Raw genomic sequence first — 16,506 nt, forward strand, 5'->3', positions numbered from 1 at the left:
AGCCTGATTTCTAGCTTTTATTTACACTTTCCTTAATAAATATTATAATTTGTACTATATAAGAGGGAGAGGCCAAACTATGAAACTCAAAATACTATGTACGAGCGATATTCACGGTTATTTAGCGCCAACAAATTACGTTAAACCAAATGAAAACATGCCCTTTGGTTTAGAAAAGGCAGCAACCACAATTAAGCACGAACAGGAAGGCTTCGACCACACCTTAATTTTAGATAATGGTGATTTTTTAGAGGGGTCTCCTCTCGCCTACTACACGGCCGAAGTTTTAAAACTTCCGAGTGCTAAGGCGATTAATAAAGCATACGATACGATTGACTATGACTTTGGATCACTCGGTAATCACGAATTTAACTACGGACAAAGCTACTTAAAAAATACCATCAAAAACACCAAGCGCCAGTTTATCTGCGCGAACATCTTAAACGAAAAAGATGAGCCAGCCTTTGGGTCGGCCTATGCCATTAAAGACTTTGGGGATCTAAAGGTGGGAGTATTAGGTCTTACCACTCAGGCCATTAACCAGTGGGAGAATAAGGCCAACGTTAAAGGGCTTAAGTTTAAATCTGGCTTAGAAACGGCCAAAAAATACGTCCCAATTCTTCGCCAAAAAGCTGACGTGGTGGTTATTTTGTATCACGGGGGCTTTGAAAGAGACAAAGTAGGCAAACTTAGTGAAAAATTCACTGGTGAAAACGAAAGTTATCAAATTTTAAAAGAAGTTCCCGGAATTGACGCTTTAGTGACGGGTCACCAGCACCGAAAGCTCGCTAACCATCTCTTTGGTGTTCCATACGTTCAACCGGGACATCGTGGTGATTACGTGGGCCAAATTACCCTTGATATTAATGATGACGATAAAACGGTGGTTGATAGTAACGCCAAACTAATCTCAACGGCTCAAAACAAACCATTTCAGCCGACCAAAAACGTCGTTGATCCAGTCGACCAAGATGTTGAAAAATGGCTCTCAAAACCACTCTCAAAGATTAAAGGTAATCTCAAATATAAAGATCCCTTCGAAGTTCGAACCCATGGATCGGCCTTTATCAATTTTATTCAAAGGGTCCAAATGGAAACAATGGGAGTTGATATTTCGGCAACCGCGCTCTTTACCGACGAAGCCCATGGATTCGAAAATCCAATCACCATGAGAAACATCATCACCAACTACGTCTATCCAAACACGTTAGCAGTCTTAAACATTACTGGAGCGGACTTAAAAGCTGCCCTTGAAAAAACTGCTGATTATTTTGCCTTAAAGGATAATAAAATCATCGTCAATCCAGTATATACTTATCCGAAACACCGGGACTATAACTATGACATGTACGCGGGCATTGATTACACTATTGACGTCTCCCGGCCGATTGGTTCCAGAATCGTTAACTTAACCTATCACGGTCGCCCAGTTCTGGACCATCAACCCTTGAAGATCGTCTTAAACGCGTACCGTGCCGTTGGTGGTGGCCACTACCCCATGTACGACGAAAGTAAAATTATTTCCTATAACACCATTACCATGAGTAATTTGATTGCGAAGTACCTTCAAGATCATCCCGTAGTTGACGCTAACAACCAACAAAACTTCAAAGTCATTAAATAAAAAAGTTCCTCACCACGTAAATGCCAATGGTGAAGAACTTTTTTTATCCAGCTTTTTTCTTTTTATTGTTTTTCGGTTTACCGCCCACGTACTGAACGGCTTGCAACTGTCGAATTGTAGTAACCTTAATTTTACCAGGATAGGTCAATTCGTTTTCAATTTGGTCCTTTACTTCATTGGTTAACTCACTACTTTGCGTATCGTTAACCTTCTTTGGATCAACCATGATTCGAATCTCACGACCGGCCTGAATGGCGTAACTATCTTTAACGCCGGGATGTTCATTCGCAATTTTTTCCAAACTCTTTAATCGATTGATGTACTCCTCGACCGATTCGCTTCTGGCACCTGGTCGAGCTCCTGACATTCCGTCAGCCACTGCGACCAAAATAGCGTATGGGTTATCTGGTTCAACGTCCCCATGATGAGACGCAATCGAGTTTATGACAATTGGATCTTCACCATAAGCCTCAGCTAACTTCACTCCCAGTTCAACGTGTGTTCCGGAAACTTCTCTGTCAATCGCCTTCCCGATATCATGGAATAATCCAGTCCGTTTAGCCATCCGAACATCTAAACCAAGTTCAGCAGCCATCACAGCTGATAGTTCGGCAACTTCAATGGAATGCTCTAAGACATTTTGACCATACGACGTTCGAAACTTTAAACGTCCCACCGTCTTCATTAGGTCCGGATGAACCCAACCAAGGTGCAAGTGACTAACGGTCATCTCACCAGTCTTTCTTAATTCATCCAAAACTTCCTGTTGGGTTTGATTGATTTCATTTTCAATTACACCATTATTAACCTGCTTAACGGCCAACAGATCGTTAATGGAATTGCGCGCAATCTCTCTTCTAACCGGATCACTGGTACTAATGATTAACGTTTCCGGGTGTTCTGGATCAAAAATTAAATCAACCCCGGTAAGGGTCTCAATCAATCGTAATCGTTGGTCATCTTTGCCAGCAATCTTGGTGCGCATTCCAGCATCCGGAATAATAACTGAGCGCTCAATGTGGTCACGAGGAACATCAACTGGCCCCTCTTGAACTGCCTCAATCATAAGATTACGGGCCTGTTTGGCAGCATTAAATGCCATTAAGTCATTATTTTCCTTAACGGTAGTATCAAAGTCACGTTTTAAATCAGCTTCAAGAGTGGCCAAAACGAGCTGTTTGGCCTGACCTTCAGTTAATTCACCCCGATCGTGGATGATTTGTTTTCTTTGCTTCTCAAGTTCTAAGACGTCATTACGAGCCTTTTTGAGGTTTTCAACTAGAAGGTGATTACTGTTCCTTTTAATTGTCAGAGCGGCCTCTGACTTGTCCAAGCGGGCAACGGAAGTCTCTAAGCTTTTTTCTCTATGATCAATTCGCAGTTTGCGGCTCTCATTTTCTTGAACTTGGGCATCGAGTTCAGTTTCTTCTTCTTTACGATAATTTTCAGCTGCTGTTTTACTTTTATCTTCAAGTTTTCTTTTAGTATCATTAATCTTAACTTGATTATTATCTTTAATCTTACTAGCAGCAGTTCTGGCAGCTGTCAGTCCCTTGTAGACGTGTTTTTTTCGTGCGTAGTAGCCACATGCTGCTCCAAGTAAGAGTGCAATAATAATTGCAATGGAAGCTATCAATTTGACACTTCCTTTCTTTTCAATTCATTTTAATCTATTTAAATAATAACATTTAAATCTTTATTTTAAAATAAGTCACTCGTGCTTTTTGATGATATCATGAAGTATAATGGTATTAAGGAGTGATTCTATGTTTCCTGAAAGACTCAGAGCTTTACGAACCGGTCAGAAAATCACATTGACTGACCTTGCAAACGGATTAAACACAATGTTTCCCACTGACAAAGAGCATGAGAATACCGCCTCACAGATCGGCAATTGGGAACGTGGAATCCGTAATCCTTCTTACATTGAAGTCAAAAAATTAGCTGAATTTTTTGGGGTGTCAATGGACTATTTGAGTGGCCGAGTTGACCATGAAGAATCCGATCTTTCCAAGTTATTTATCTCTGGAAAGCAACTCTTCTTTAACGGCGAAGCCATTAATAACAACGATCGGTACGAGATTTTTCAACTTATCAACGGTTACCTTCACGGTAAACAAAACAGAGACGATGACCACAAAAATCACCAAGAATCGCTTGATTTACACTACTAAGGACACTAAATGGATAAACGTAAACTCAGAAAAAAACTCAAAAAACGTCATCAGTTGAAACGGGCAACTCCGTCTTACATTCATCAAATGGAACAATATCGTGACGAGTATCGGGAGTATCCTGAGATTAAATACTTAATTAACAACGTCTTAGCAGCCAATCAATTACTTACGGCTGGTAGACTTCCTCAGGATTTGCCCAAGCTGATTCTTCCTGATGACATTCAGGACCAGATTTATCAAAAAATCAATTCCAAGTACGCCATGAATGATCGTAGCGGTGATTCCGAATGGAACCGGCTTTCAGGCGATCTTTCTGATCTTGACAAGCATTTGCGTGACTTTCGTGATTATCTCGAAAATCAATACGGGATGTGGGCCTACATCTCCTCATCGTTTACCTACCATCTTGCAAAATACTTAGATGGTCATGCTGCCCTTGAAGTGATGGCAGGTAACGGCTACATCTCAAAGGGACTCCGTGATAACCACGCAAACGTCATCGCAACTGACAGTTTAGATTGGCAAAACGAGAACGAAACTGGCAGACATCCCGTCATTAACGTGGAAAAGTTATCAGCTCTCGACGCATTTCACAAGTATCAGGACCAGATTGACTATGTAATTATGTCGTGGTCTCCAGATGGCATTCCAATCGATAATGAACTTCTTGAAGCAATCAGAAAGTCAAATCGTGATATCAAATTAATCGTCATTGGTGAGAGAAACGGGGCCACCGACTCCAAAGAGTTCTGGCAAAACGCACAACTTTACGATGACGAGGGCATTAAGAACCTGAATCAACACTATTCAAACTTCGATTTAATCCAAGATCACGTTTATTTAGCAAAATAAAAGAGCTTCCAACTTTTGTTGGAAGCTCTTTTTGGCATCTGAACAAGTCAGACGGACTAACTAGGTGTTCACATCACCTGCTAATCAAACCATCTGCAATCCGGCAGATAAACATGGTTCCCACAATCAGACTAAAAAGTCTGCTCGGCTCGTCGCATCCTTGTATTGTATCATAATTTGCAATTAAAAGCTATTTGGAACTTGCATCATCCTGTTCATTAGCCGCAATCTGATCTAATTTATCCTGAGTCCAGTCAACGAAATGCGCCAAATAAGTTCCATCGGGCTCCTTTTCAAAACTAGTTGAATCCGCCAACTCATCAATTCGCATTTTAGAACGGTTGACGTTGGGAGAAGCAATGATCATGTACACATTGACTGATTTTATCCCGTCTCCCACCGTTATTTTAGCAATGTTTTTAGCGTAGTCTAGCGGTAAATTAATGACCGAGGTCTGCAGTTTCAGCTGAATGTCATGATCAGAAACGGTGATTTCCGCGCTGGCAATCCTGTCTTCTTTCAGATTACTTGCGATAAAATCAGTCATCTTCTTCAAGTTTCCCTTTAAGTCAGATTGCAACTTTTTAAGGGACATTTCCGACACCTGTTTCTGAAAATCATCATTTCCAGCCACTTCAACAAACTCTTTTTCATCAATTTTCATTTCATTCACCTAACTTTATTTTCTAAACTTCATATAATGAGCCACACGTTCTTTCGTCGTTGCCTTTCGGACCTGATAAGCAATCGTGAACCAGTAAATATTTACACCAATGGAACCAATTACCAGCACAATGACGGCAATTCGAAGTGGCCATGTTGCATGACTAATGGTAATCATCGCAATAATCGCTGCGATTAACCCAATCGTGTAAATAACCTGAACGGCTGCCAACAAATAATATCCTAAACGACTTTTAAACGCAACCAGAATCATCGGAATCAAATACATAATGGCTGCAATGGCTGACGTGCGAACTAGGCCACTGACACTCGACTTGACCGTTAATTTCATGATTGGCATCGTCATAACAATGTTTACAATCCAGAACAATATCAGTGAAATAAACGCCCACGTTAACGTCTGTTTTCTTTTCATTTTACTCATCCTTTTAGCTTCAGTATAACGAACTTCTCAATTTGATACCAACAATTTTTGTTTTAGCTAAATTCGTTACGTAAATTCTTAAAACATGGTATAGTTAGTGTATAAGAAAACAAATGAGGTGAGCTAAATGGCCAAGAATTACAAGAGGATTTTAGCACCGGTGGATGGTGCTGAAGATACAATGCCTGTTATGAGTCGTGCAATCACAATGGCTAAACAAAATGACAGTCACTTAGATATTTTAAATGTAATTGAAGTTAACCAATTCAACCGTAGTTACGGGGATGCAATTACCGCCGACGCTGTTTACCAGTTAACTGACAAGACAAAGAAGATTCTTGAAACTTTGAAACAACAAGCAATTGACGCTGGGGTAACCGACGTATCAATTCATATGCGTTTTGGTAATCCCAAGAAAGTCATTGCCAAGGAATTTCCAAGCGATCACCATGATGACCTGATCATCATCGGTGCTACTGGTCTTTCAGCCGTTGAACGTTTGATGGTTGGCTCGGTCACTAGCTACGTCACACGTGCTGCTACTCAAGACGTCTTAGTAGTCAAATAGTCACAAAATCTCTACCCACTTATTGAGTGGGTTTTTTTATTTTGAGGAATTTTATGAAGAAATGGAAATATGAATTAACCGTTCCCAAATCATTTAATCAACAAACCGTCCGGGAGTATCTGCACGAATATCTCTTAATTCCCAAGCATTTGATTTTCTCACTAAGAAAAAATCATCGCGTGTTAATTAACGGTCAATACCTGCCCATGAACTTTCTGGTCAAGCAAAATGATCGAGTCACACTCGAATTTATTGCTGCCGATTTTAAAGCCCCGTTCCCACACGTTTCATCAGATTCATCGAAACCACTAAACGTTGTCTACGAAAACTCTGACTTTTTAATTGTTAACAAGAATCGCGGCGACAAGACTCATGCCAATCAACCTCACGAAATGGGATCCACCCTTAATTTTGCTGCCAACTACCTTCAACCCCAAAACGACGCTTACATGGTTCATCGCTTAGATCAACAAACCAGTGGTGCACTTATCATCGGCAAGAATCCAGCCGTGGTCCCCATCTTAGTCAAAATGATTGAAACTAAAGCAGTCAAGCGAACTTACTTGGCCTGGGTTCATGGTCATTTTAAAAATCAATTGGGAGTAATCAATCAGCCAATTGGTTTTGATCCTTACGACCAGCGCAAACGCAAAATTAACGGACCAAATTCTAAATCAGCGATCACAAATTACAAGGTCATAAAAACGGATCCAGACAAAACCCTCGTGGCCCTTCAACTTCAGACCGGTCGAACCCATCAAATCAGGGTGCACTTGGCTTCCACTGGTCATCCGATTATTGACGACCCTTTGTACGACCCGAACGGTCATCATGATCATCCCATGCTGCTTCATTCTTGGCGGGTCCAAATGATGACACCGTTTTACCATCAACCACTTGAAGTTACTGTCCCACTACCGCCTGAATTCAATATGTAAACAAAAAGAGTGAACTCATATGAGTTCACTCTTTTCTAATTAATTGGTTACATTAATTATTTCTTAGCTGGTTTTTTAAGTGGTTCCCATTTCCAGTTTTCAACTTCTGGCAAGTCAGTACCGTACTCTCTAATGTAATGGTCGTGCTTGTCGAGCATGTTGTTCATTTCTTGGATAAATCCAGTACCCTTAAGGGCGTATTCTGGAATATCAGAAACAACTTCCTTAGACAAATTGAATCGGTCTAATTGGTTCAAGACACGCATGTCAAATGGTGTAGTAATGTCACCATTTTCACGGTATCCATGAACGTGAACGTTCTTGTTGTGACGATCAAAGAAGATGGTTCTGATAATATCTTCGAAACCGTGGAATGCGAATACAACCGGTTTGTCCTTAGTAAAGAGTTGATCGAATTCCTTGTCACTAATACCACGAGGGTCTAGTTCTGGGTTACGTAACTTAAGCAAATCAACAACGTTGATGTATCTAATCTTCATTTCAGGGAAACGCTTGTGCAAGATTGAAATTGCAGCAAGGGTTTCAAGAGTTGATTCAACACCAGCAGATGCCATAACAACGTCAGGTTCTTCACCATTGTCAGTTGAAGCCCAGTCAATGTAGCCGAGACCGTTCTTAACAAGGTTTGAAGCTTCGTCAATGTTAAACCATTGTGGACGTGGGTGCTTTGAAGTAGTAATCAAGTTAATTCTTTCGTAACTATCAAATGCTTCGTTACCTACAGCCAATAATGTGTTTGCATCAGCTGGGAAGTATTCACGGATAAACTCAGGTTTCTTTTCAGACAAGTGGGTAATCATACCTGGATCTTGGTGAGTGTAACCATTGTGATCTTGTTGGAATACAGTTGATGAATCGATGAAGTTCAATGCAGGATACTTGTTTCTCCATTCGAGTTCAGAAGCTTTTCTCAACCACTTGAAGTATTGAGTAAGCATTGAATCTACAACTCGACCGAAGGCTTCGTAAGTTGCGAAGAATCCATGACGACCAGTAAGGGTGTATCCTTCAAGCCAACCTTCGTCTTGGTGTTCTGATAGTTGTGAATCAATCAAACGACCATAGTGAGCCATGTACTCATCATATGGTGGGTTGATATTTGGCAACCATTGACGACGAGTAACATCGAATAAGTGCCATAATCTGTTAGACCATGTTTCATCAGGGCCGAATCCACGGAAGTTATTAGGATTTCTCTTAGTAACGTCACGTAGCCATTCGGACCAAACAACCATGTCTTCGTTTTCAGTAGCACCTGGAGTCTTGATATCAAGAGCGTAATCACGGTAGTCAGGTAAGTCTAATGGCTTAGGATCGATACCACCGTTAGTGATTGGGTTCGTTGACATCCGTTTGTCACCCTTAGGAGCTAATTCTCTAAGGTATGGCTTTAAAGTACCATTTTCATCAAATGATTCTTCAGGTTTGTAACTCTTCATCCATTCTACGAATTCATCAGCAGTACCCATGTCATCTGCTGATAGTGGAATTGGAACTTGGTGAGCTCTAAATGATCCTTCAATTGGAAGACCTTCAGCGTTCTTCTTAGGGCCAGTCCAACCCTTAGGTGAACGGAAGATGATCATTGGCCATTTTGGTTCTGTAGCAGTTTCTGCAGTTTGGTTCTCACGAGCGTTCTTTTGAATGGCTTTAATTTCTTCAATTGAAGCATCCATAACTTTAGCAAGCTTTTCGTGAGTTTCCATTTGGTCGGTACCATAAGGCATGTTGGTTTCAACGAAACGAGGCTTCCAGCCCATACCTTCAAAGTACTTAGTAATGTCTTCGTCAGTCATACGAGCTAAGACAGTTGGGTTAGCAATTTTGTATCCGTTTAAGTTAATGATTGGTAAAACAGCACCATCAGTAACAGGGTTGATGAACTTACTTGACATCCATGAACCAGCCAAAGGACCAGTTTCTGATTCACCGTCACCGATTTCAACGGCAGCGATAACGTCAGGATTATCAAAGATTGCACCAACACCATGTGAAAGTGAATAACCTAATTCTCCACCTTCATGAATTGAACCTGGAGTTTCAGGTGCAGCATGTGATGCAATTCCACCAGGGAATGAAAATTGCTTGAACAGGCGAGCCATTCCGGCTTCATCTTGAGAAATCTTAGGATAGATTTCTGAGTAGCTTCCATCCATGTAAGAATTTGAAACCATAACTTGGCCACCGTGACCTGAACCTTCAATATAGAACATATTAAGGTCATATTTGTTGATGACACGGTTCAAATGGGTGTAAACAAAGTTTTGTGAGGCAATTGTTCCCCAATGTCCAATTGGCTTAACCTTTACATCTTCAGAAGTCAAAGGCTTCTTAAGCAAAGGATTAGCACGTAAAAATAGCTGACCTACTGACAAGTAATTCGCAGTATTCCAGTATTGTTGCATTTTTTCAAAATATGATTTGGAATCATAATCTACTGCCATGCTATAACACTCCTTTTAAATAATCGGCAGCTCGTTTTCGAGCTGGATCTAATCTGTTTTTGAAAGCGCCAAACTTATTGGCTTACCTACAACAACTATGATAAAGACTTTTGGTGAAATGTCAACCATTTCGACAATTGATACGAACCAATTTTAAGCCCTTAAAAACCCTAATTTCAAGCAATTTTAAGCACTAAAAAAGTCTCCAATTTTTCAATTGGAGACTTAAAATATTTTATTCAATTCCACGAAGTGCTTTATTAATTAATGCACTGATAACTGACGGTGAAAATAGTCCCATAATCTGCGCAACTTGGGGAGCAGATGTGTCACCAGTAAAGATGACGTTTAGTGGGAAGTAAAGCTGTTTACCCTTCATCCCCGTTTCTTTGCCAACCTCATTAACAATTGGACCATAATCAAGTCCCTTATTTTGACCGTTTTCACTGGCCTCATGAATCTTGTCTTCTAAAGCATTGAATAACTTTTCCAAATCATCGTGTGAAAAGTCGCTGAGTTTTGAGTAATCAATGTTTTGACCCAAAATATTGTAATAGAAATCCATGTATTCCATGATTTCAGTCAACTTAAACACACTGTGTTTGTAAATATCAATCACCTGTTCAGCGTAATCGTGCAGGTTGGGAATGTCATCTTCTTGAATTTTCTTGGCAATGTCAGTCTGCCCTTCGTCAACGAGTTCGACCACTCGATCGGCAAGTTCACTTGATGGCATGCTCTTTACGTATTGCGAGTTAATCCAGTCTAATTTGTGTTGGTCAAAGAAAGCTGGCGATTTTGACATTCGCTTTGGATCATACGCCTTAATCAGTTCGTCCTTTGAAAAGATTTCCTTTTCACCAACCGGTGACCACCCAAGAAAGGCAATGAAGTTAAAGATTGCTTCACGTAAGTATCCCTCACGCTTGTACTCACTGATGAACTGCAAAGTATCCTTGTCACGCTTACTTAATTTCTTACCGGTCTTCGGATTATAAATCAATGAGATGTGACCAAAGTTAGGGTGCTGCCATCCTAATGCATCATAAACGGCCATTTGCTTAGGGGTGTTAGCAATGTGATCGTCACCTCTTAAAACATCAGTAATATCCATTAAGTGATCATCGACCACCACAGCAAAGTTATAGGTTGGTAATCCATCACTCTTTTGAATGATAAAATCGCCACCTAAATTGTCAGAATTAAATTCAACCTTACCTCTCACAATGTCGTCCCATTCGTAGGTATGATCCTTTGGTAAATGTAAACGAATTGTGTAAGGTAATCCCTTATTTTCAGCGGCTTGAATATCAGCTTCAGAAGCACCATACCAACGTCCATCGTAATGTGGAGCCTCTTTATTTGCCCGTTGCTTTTCCCGCATCTCTTTTAGTTCGTCTTCAGTGGCAAAGTCCTTGTATGCCAGACCCTTGTCCATTAATTCACTGATGTATTTATCATACAAAGCTCTTCGCTCCGTTTGATGATAGGGAGCATACTTCGGATTAGGCTTATCAGGGCCTTCATCCCAGTCAATCCCTAACCAGCGTAAATTGTCCATCTGGCTTTTTTCACCACTGTCAACGTTACGCTTTAAATCAGTATCTTCGATTCGAAGAACCATCGTTCCGCCGAAATGTTTTGCAAACAGATAATTAAATAAAGCAGACTGTGCATTTCCGATGTGTAAAAAACCAGTTGGGCTTGGTGCATATCTAACTCTAACGTTCTTTTTCGCCATCTTAATACTTCCTTTTTTGCCAGCATTGGCACTCTTTTAAATCTCTTCGTACATTCTTACATTACGTTAATTCCGAACCAATGTACGTGCTTACAACAATTCCATTATATCACTTTTAAACTAACTCAAAAAATTGAGTAAAAGTCGATTCTAGTTATTCAAATCAACAAACGTGTTGTAATTAAAGTACTTATAATGAATGCGCATGTTGGAAATTTCAAACGGGGTTCCATCGTCTAAAAAGAAAATCCCACCCATGACCACGACTGGTTCATCAGGCTTTAAGTTCAATAGTCTTTGATCATCAATCGTGGACGGTTGGGCTTCAATCGACATGTAGGATTTGGTTCCCGTCTTGTTTAGCTTTTCCTCTAAGTAGTTAAAAATCGAACCCTTAACCACTCGCTTACTCATCTTGGGCGCCACTTTAACCGGAATATAACCAGACTCGATAATAATAGGTGTCGAATCAACCGAGCGGAGCCGTTTAATCTCATACACTTCATCACCTTGATTTAGAAACAGATCTTCTAAAATCTCAGGGGTGGGGGCAACAACTTTAAATTCCAGTAAATCAATCTTTGGATCGTACCCCTCAACCTTCAGATTATTGGTAATTCCAAGGTTAGATCCCTCGTAACTAAAAATAGATTTATTCTTCAAATAAAGTGGATTAATAAAGGTCCCAGAGCCACGTTTCTTGAAAATAATTCCCTGTTCCGCTAGGATACCTAAAGCTTGCTTAACCGAGCTCCGACTGACGTGATACTTTGAACTTAAAGTCCGTTCATCCGGTAAACGATTATTATTGAAATAGTTGGAATCAATCTTCTTTTTTAAATCATCCATTACCCGTTTATAAACTAGATCAGCCATTCAATACTCCTTATTAGACGTTTCTTACCCATTATTTTAACATATTAAAAATAATAAATTTTGGCTAAAAAAATAGAGCTCCGATCAAATCGAAGTTCTATTTTTCTAATTAATTATTCGTACTGATCGACTTCTTTTTTCGCGTTCTTATGTTCCTCCATGAATCGTTTATTACTCTTGTACAAGTCCCAAACGACCCAAGTCAAGAGGGCCAGAACTAAAACAATCAAGATGTAGGCAATCCAGTTCCCCATATCGGTTTGAGCTGGAGTTGGATTATCACCAAAGAAGCTGACAATCTGACTTGGCAAACCATACAGATTCAAGAAAGTCAAAGCAATCACAGATACCCAACCAGCAATTTTAACCCAAAGGGCATTAACGAACCGTTTTCCACGCATTTCAAATTTACTATCGGTAAAGATCAGAAGCGGCAACATGGAGAATGGTAAAGCAAACGCCAAGAAGACCTGTGAGTTGTTCATCAGAGTATTAAGCGCTTCATGCTCTTCAATGGCTGGTTTTCCACTACTCAAAAGTACACAAATAACAACTGGGATGATTGAAATGACACGGGTTACCAAACGACGAGCCCACAAAGGCATTCTCATATGGATGAAACCTTCCATAACAACCTGACCAGTCAAAGTACCAGTGATAGTGGAGTTTTGACCAGAAGCAAGCAAAGCCACGGCAAACAGGATTGAAAGGACTCCGGTTTTGGCAACACTTGCTAGTAATGGGTTGGTCATAAAATCAGGATTCTTTAAGGCAGCAAACAAACCAAAGAATGATGGGTCTTTAACGGCACCAGACTTGAAGACCGCAACCCCCATAATCAATAACAATGCGTTAACAAAGAACGCCATTGTTAATTGGATGTTGGAATCCCAAGCTGAAAATTTAACTGAGCGTGCCACTGAATCCTCGTCGTTATTATCAGTCTTACGGGTTTGCGAAATGGCAGAATGTAAGTATAGATTATGCGGCATAACGGTGGCTCCGATGATACCTAAGGCACCACTTAACGGAGTTTGACCACCTACAAATGGATGGGTTTGAACGGTTTTGATGTTTGGAACTAAGTTTAAGAAAACCTTTGACCACTGTGGGTTTGAAAGAGTTACTTCGTAGGCAAATACCAAGAAGATGACACAAATCAAACAAACAACAATGGCTTCAATCTTTCTAAATCCAATACTTGTAAGTAGTAACAGTACCAAAACATCAAGAACCGTAATTAAAACGGCAATCAACAATGGAATATGGAATAGCAAGTACAACGCAATCGCTGCCCCGATAACTTCCGCGATATCGGTCGCCATAATTGCTAACTCAGTTGTTATCCAAAGGATAACCCCTAATGTCTTACTACTTCTTGCACGAATCGCCTGCGCTAAATCCATTTGTGTCACGATACCAAGTTTAGCCGCCATGTATTGAAGTAACATCGCGATCAAACTTGAAATCAAGATAATTGACATCAGCAAGTATCCAAAGTTCTGACCACCGGTAATTGAAGTTGACCAATTTCCGGGATCCATGTACCCCACCGCAACTAACGCTCCTGGTCCTGAATACATGAATAATGTTTTCCAAAATCCTAATCCTTCAGGGACATCAACGCTTCCGTTAATTTCTTGGAGGGATTTACCATTCGCATACTCAATTAGGGCATGCTTTTTCTTTGGTGCTTTTTTTTCATCTTTCTCACTCATTTTCCTTTGCATCTCCTTCCACGTTGATTCTACATAAATAAGAATTAAAAGTAAATGAAATTTTTACTTATATTTTATTAATATGATAAAATATCTCCGAGAGGTGAGCCATTTGTCAAAGAAAAAAAAGAATCAAGTCCACAAAACCTTAGTCGAACAAATCCTTGAAAAACACAATATTCCTTTTCAACAGATGATTTTTGCCACCCATCAAGAGGGAGACGTTCAACAAATCACCACTAACGAAGCTGACGTTGATCAACATTTAATCTACAAAACGTTAGCGCTGACTGGAAAAACAACTGGTCCCGTCATTGGAGTGGTTCCTTTAGATGAACGCTTAAGTTACAAAAAGTTAGCCAAAGCTTCTGGCAACAAAAAAGTGGGCATGGTTCCCCTAAAAGACTTAGTTAATACGACCGGATATGAGCACGGTGCAAATACCCCCATCGGAATTTATGAACAAAAGGGTTATCCCATCTACATCGATGAAGAAGCCCAAAAACAGGGTGACATCATTGTGTCATCCGGTCAGATTGGTCGTTCTGTTAAAGTAAATGCTGAAGACGTCAAACAATTAGTCAACGGAACCTTTGCTGATATTACCGAATAAACTAAAAACGTCGATCGTTCGGATCGGCGTTTTTTTATCCATCCCACTCGTTTTTGAATTCAGCAACAAATTCACGCATGTACTGGGTTCTCTTCTTTCCAATTTGTTTAGCAGCATCGGTATTTAAATCGGAAGCAATCTTAAACAACTTTTCGTAAAAATGATTAATGGTGGTATCGTCAGTTGCGTTGCGATAATCTGCTTTAGTAGTTAAAGTCCGCGGCTTAATTGTCGGATCATAAATGGTCCGATGATGTGCCCCACCATACTGAAAGGCCCGCGCAATTCCAATCGCACCCAGAGCATCTAATCGATCAGCATCTTGAACGATTTGACCCTCTTTTGATAACGGTTGTTTGTGTTCAATGTTGTCACTAAAAGACATGTGGTTGATAATGTCCATCACCTGCAAAATCTCATCAGGACTAAAGCCAAATTTTGCTAACCGCTCTTTGACTTCCTCTCTTTTAGCGTCCGGATCATCCACCAATTTATCGTCAAAAACGTCGTGTAAGTAAGCAGCTGAAAGGGCAATCTCACCGTTAGCTGGTTCGGTCCCCATCAATTGTAAGACCATGTTTGCGACCCGTTGGATGTGGTCAAATCCGTGTCCACTCTTATCCTTACTCATGTTCTCTTTGGCGTACTCTTTTACCTTTGCAATTTTATCGTTCATGTCTCTCACTCCTACTAAAATAATTTCCCACATTATAAATATATAACTAAAAAAGAAGCCATCCAATAGCTTCTTTTACTTACATAATAAAATTAATAATTTCCATCAGGATCGGAACCACGATAACGAACAGCACGGTGCTGGTTACCACTAAATTAGTGGCATAGTCCACGTCCCCATGGGATTGACTAACTAAAATCGGCAAAACCGCTAGTTCGGGCGTTGCCGACTGAATTACCAACGTCCCAAACTCTGGAAAGGCCATGTTCACGCCAAAATGCATAAACGCTAAGAGGGTTCCAATCATGATTGCTGGCGCAATCACAAATCTTCCTACCAGTCCGGCAATGGTATCCTTATCAAAATGAATTGAAGATAAGCCGGCATCGGCTAAAATGATTCCAATGTAGATCAATGCCAACGGTGTCACTAATCCACCAATCATGTTGCAGGTCTTATCAATCCAAGCTGGCAATTTGACGTTCACGATCAAAATCCACGCCAAACCTAAGATAAATCCAACCAGTGGCGGCGGTAAAATCTGTTTGAGGGTAACCCTCTTTTTCTTTTTTCCCCTTTGTTTCGTTGGGTCATCTCCTGAAATGAAGAAGATTCCGATCGCCCAGGTTGAGACGGTGTTCATCACATAGTAGACCAAGAAATACGTCATCCCGGCGTTTCCAAACAACGCAATGTTTAAGGGTAATCCCATAAAAATCGTGTTGGCGTTGACCGACATGTTGATAAAGGCCCCTCTTCGACCCCTTCTGATCCTTAAAACAAAAACCAATGCGATTGCGATTACATAACCCAGGGTAAAACTAATCAACGTGTATAGTAGTCCGCCAACTAGTCCAACTAATTTTCCCCGATTCAAATTATCCAAAACGGAAATAAAAATCGAAACTGGTAAGGCAATGTTCATAATTAAGAACGAAACATTTCCCTTAAAACCATCCGTCATTTTGTTGGAACGACGAAGAAAATACCCTAAAGCAATAATAATAACAATCTCAGCGACACTCTCTAGTGAGGCAATAAATGCGGTCACTGTTTAATCCCTCCAATTAATTAATAAATGAAATTGTGCATACTTCTACGTTACCACTTTCAAACCGGGACCGTGGCATGGCACACAAAAAAGAAGCCA

General features: G+C 40.3%; 15 protein-coding genes. 6 read left to right on the forward strand and 9 right to left on the reverse strand.

The features are described from left to right. Positions 1-79: 79 nt before the first annotated feature. On the forward strand, positions 80-1,624 hold the full coding sequence (locus tag AC6UDG_RS05405; RefSeq protein WP_500706736.1) for a bifunctional metallophosphatase/5'-nucleotidase: 1,545 nt from the start codon (positions 80-82) through the stop codon (positions 1,622-1,624). A gap of 43 nt (positions 1,625-1,667) precedes the next feature. Here AC6UDG_RS05405 and rny read toward each other — a convergent pair whose 3' ends face one another. Then, entirely contained in the window at positions 1,668-3,260 is a 1,593-nt protein-coding gene (rny, locus tag AC6UDG_RS05410; protein ID WP_500706737.1) for a ribonuclease Y, read from the reverse strand. 130 nt (positions 3,261-3,390) lie between these two features. Here rny and AC6UDG_RS05415 point away from each other — a divergent pair, with 130 nt between their 5' ends. Together AC6UDG_RS05415 and AC6UDG_RS05420 are read left to right on the forward strand one after the other, a co-directional pair. Beyond that, a complete protein-coding gene (locus tag AC6UDG_RS05415) occupies positions 3,391-3,798 on the forward strand; it encodes a helix-turn-helix domain-containing protein (RefSeq protein WP_500694080.1) in 408 nt (135 codons plus the stop codon). Positions 3,799-3,807: 9 nt separating this feature from the next. Next, positions 3,808-4,653, forward strand: a complete 846-nt coding sequence (locus AC6UDG_RS05420) for an SAM-dependent methyltransferase (protein WP_500706738.1) — start codon at positions 3,808-3,810, stop codon at positions 4,651-4,653. Positions 4,654-4,843: 190 nt separating this feature from the next. Here the strand turns inward: AC6UDG_RS05420 and AC6UDG_RS05425 are convergent, their stop codons facing one another. Together AC6UDG_RS05425 and AC6UDG_RS05430 are read right to left on the reverse strand one after the other, a co-directional pair. Continuing rightward, positions 4,844-5,317 (reverse strand): hypothetical protein, encoded by a 474-nt coding sequence (locus tag AC6UDG_RS05425; protein ID WP_500706739.1) that lies wholly within the window; start codon positions 5,315-5,317, stop codon positions 4,844-4,846. 15 nt (positions 5,318-5,332) lie between these two features. Continuing rightward, positions 5,333-5,752 carry a hypothetical protein gene (locus AC6UDG_RS05430; RefSeq protein WP_500706740.1) on the reverse strand — a complete coding sequence of 140 codons (420 nt, stop codon included), beginning with the start codon at positions 5,750-5,752 and terminating at the stop codon, positions 5,333-5,335. Between the two features lie 136 nt (positions 5,753-5,888). On the opposite strand from AC6UDG_RS05430, the gene AC6UDG_RS05435 reads away from it, so the two are divergent. Both AC6UDG_RS05435 and AC6UDG_RS05440 read left to right on the forward strand, forming a co-directional pair. Further along, positions 5,889-6,329, forward strand: coding sequence for a universal stress protein (locus AC6UDG_RS05435; protein ID WP_500694084.1), 441 nt, complete (start codon positions 5,889-5,891; stop codon positions 6,327-6,329). A 53-nt stretch (positions 6,330-6,382) separates the two neighbouring features. Beyond that, entirely contained in the window at positions 6,383-7,267 is an 885-nt protein-coding gene (locus tag AC6UDG_RS05440; protein ID WP_500706741.1) for an RluA family pseudouridine synthase, read from the forward strand. Between the two features lie 56 nt (positions 7,268-7,323). Here the strand turns inward: AC6UDG_RS05440 and AC6UDG_RS05445 are convergent, their stop codons facing one another. The 4 genes from AC6UDG_RS05445 to AC6UDG_RS05460 form a co-directional block, all read right to left on the reverse strand. Then, positions 7,324-9,732, reverse strand: a complete 2,409-nt coding sequence (locus AC6UDG_RS05445) for a phosphoketolase family protein (RefSeq protein WP_500695833.1) — start codon at positions 9,730-9,732, stop codon at positions 7,324-7,326. A gap of 235 nt (positions 9,733-9,967) precedes the next feature. Then, positions 9,968-11,473 (reverse strand): glutamate--tRNA ligase, encoded by a 1,506-nt coding sequence (gltX, locus tag AC6UDG_RS05450; protein ID WP_500699589.1) that lies wholly within the window; start codon positions 11,471-11,473, stop codon positions 9,968-9,970. Positions 11,474-11,623: 150 nt separating this feature from the next. Continuing rightward, a complete protein-coding gene (locus AC6UDG_RS05455; protein WP_500694088.1) occupies positions 11,624-12,349 on the reverse strand; it encodes a GntR family transcriptional regulator in 726 nt (241 codons plus the stop codon). A gap of 113 nt (positions 12,350-12,462) precedes the next feature. Then, positions 12,463-14,067, reverse strand: a complete 1,605-nt coding sequence (locus tag AC6UDG_RS05460; RefSeq protein ID WP_500694089.1) for an Nramp family divalent metal transporter — start codon at positions 14,065-14,067, stop codon at positions 12,463-12,465. A gap of 112 nt (positions 14,068-14,179) precedes the next feature. Here AC6UDG_RS05460 and AC6UDG_RS05465 point away from each other — a divergent pair, with 112 nt between their 5' ends. After that, the gene (locus AC6UDG_RS05465; protein WP_500696981.1) at positions 14,180-14,680 is read left to right on the forward strand and encodes an aminoacyl-tRNA deacylase; all 501 of its coding nucleotides are present in this window, start codon (positions 14,180-14,182) and stop codon (positions 14,678-14,680) included. A gap of 34 nt (positions 14,681-14,714) precedes the next feature. Here AC6UDG_RS05465 and AC6UDG_RS05470 read toward each other — a convergent pair whose 3' ends face one another. Both AC6UDG_RS05470 and AC6UDG_RS05475 read right to left on the reverse strand, forming a co-directional pair. Then, positions 14,715-15,356 (reverse strand): HD domain-containing protein, encoded by a 642-nt coding sequence (locus AC6UDG_RS05470; protein ID WP_500695835.1) that lies wholly within the window; start codon positions 15,354-15,356, stop codon positions 14,715-14,717. Positions 15,357-15,435: 79 nt separating this feature from the next. Beyond that, complete coding sequence (locus AC6UDG_RS05475; protein ID WP_500706742.1) at positions 15,436-16,407, reverse strand: AEC family transporter; 972 nt, start codon at positions 16,405-16,407, stop codon at positions 15,436-15,438. Positions 16,408-16,506 lie beyond the last annotated feature (99 nt).

This window comes from Fructilactobacillus sp. X2R1C1, assembly GCF_059901435.1.

What these genes read in the sequence shown, in the direction of transcription:
- AC6UDG_RS05440 (WP_500706741.1), top strand. Translation starts at nt 6,383, where the DNA reads ATGAAGAAATGGAAATATGAATTAACCGTTCCCAAATCATTTAATCAA.
- AC6UDG_RS05435 (WP_500694084.1), top strand. Translation starts at nt 5,889, where the DNA reads ATGGCCAAGAATTACAAGAGGATTTTAGCACCGGTGGATGGTGCTGAA.
- AC6UDG_RS05470 (WP_500695835.1), bottom strand. Translation starts at nt 15,356, where the DNA reads ATGAACGATAAAATTGCAAAGGTAAAAGAGTACGCCAAAGAGAACATG.
- AC6UDG_RS05415 (WP_500694080.1), top strand. Translation starts at nt 3,391, where the DNA reads ATGTTTCCTGAAAGACTCAGAGCTTTACGAACCGGTCAGAAAATCACA.
- AC6UDG_RS05430 (WP_500706740.1), bottom strand. Translation starts at nt 5,752, where the DNA reads ATGAAAAGAAAACAGACGTTAACGTGGGCGTTTATTTCACTGATATTG.
- AC6UDG_RS05420 (WP_500706738.1), top strand. Translation starts at nt 3,808, where the DNA reads ATGGATAAACGTAAACTCAGAAAAAAACTCAAAAAACGTCATCAGTTG.
- gltX (WP_500699589.1), bottom strand. Translation starts at nt 11,473, where the DNA reads ATGGCGAAAAAGAACGTTAGAGTTAGATATGCACCAAGCCCAACTGGT.
- AC6UDG_RS05445 (WP_500695833.1), bottom strand. Translation starts at nt 9,732, where the DNA reads ATGGCAGTAGATTATGATTCCAAATCATATTTTGAAAAAATGCAACAA.
- AC6UDG_RS05460 (WP_500694089.1), bottom strand. Translation starts at nt 14,067, where the DNA reads ATGAGTGAGAAAGATGAAAAAAAAGCACCAAAGAAAAAGCATGCCCTA.
- AC6UDG_RS05405 (WP_500706736.1), top strand. Translation starts at nt 80, where the DNA reads ATGAAACTCAAAATACTATGTACGAGCGATATTCACGGTTATTTAGCG.
- AC6UDG_RS05455 (WP_500694088.1), bottom strand. Translation starts at nt 12,349, where the DNA reads ATGGCTGATCTAGTTTATAAACGGGTAATGGATGATTTAAAAAAGAAG.
- AC6UDG_RS05425 (WP_500706739.1), bottom strand. Translation starts at nt 5,317, where the DNA reads ATGAAAATTGATGAAAAAGAGTTTGTTGAAGTGGCTGGAAATGATGAT.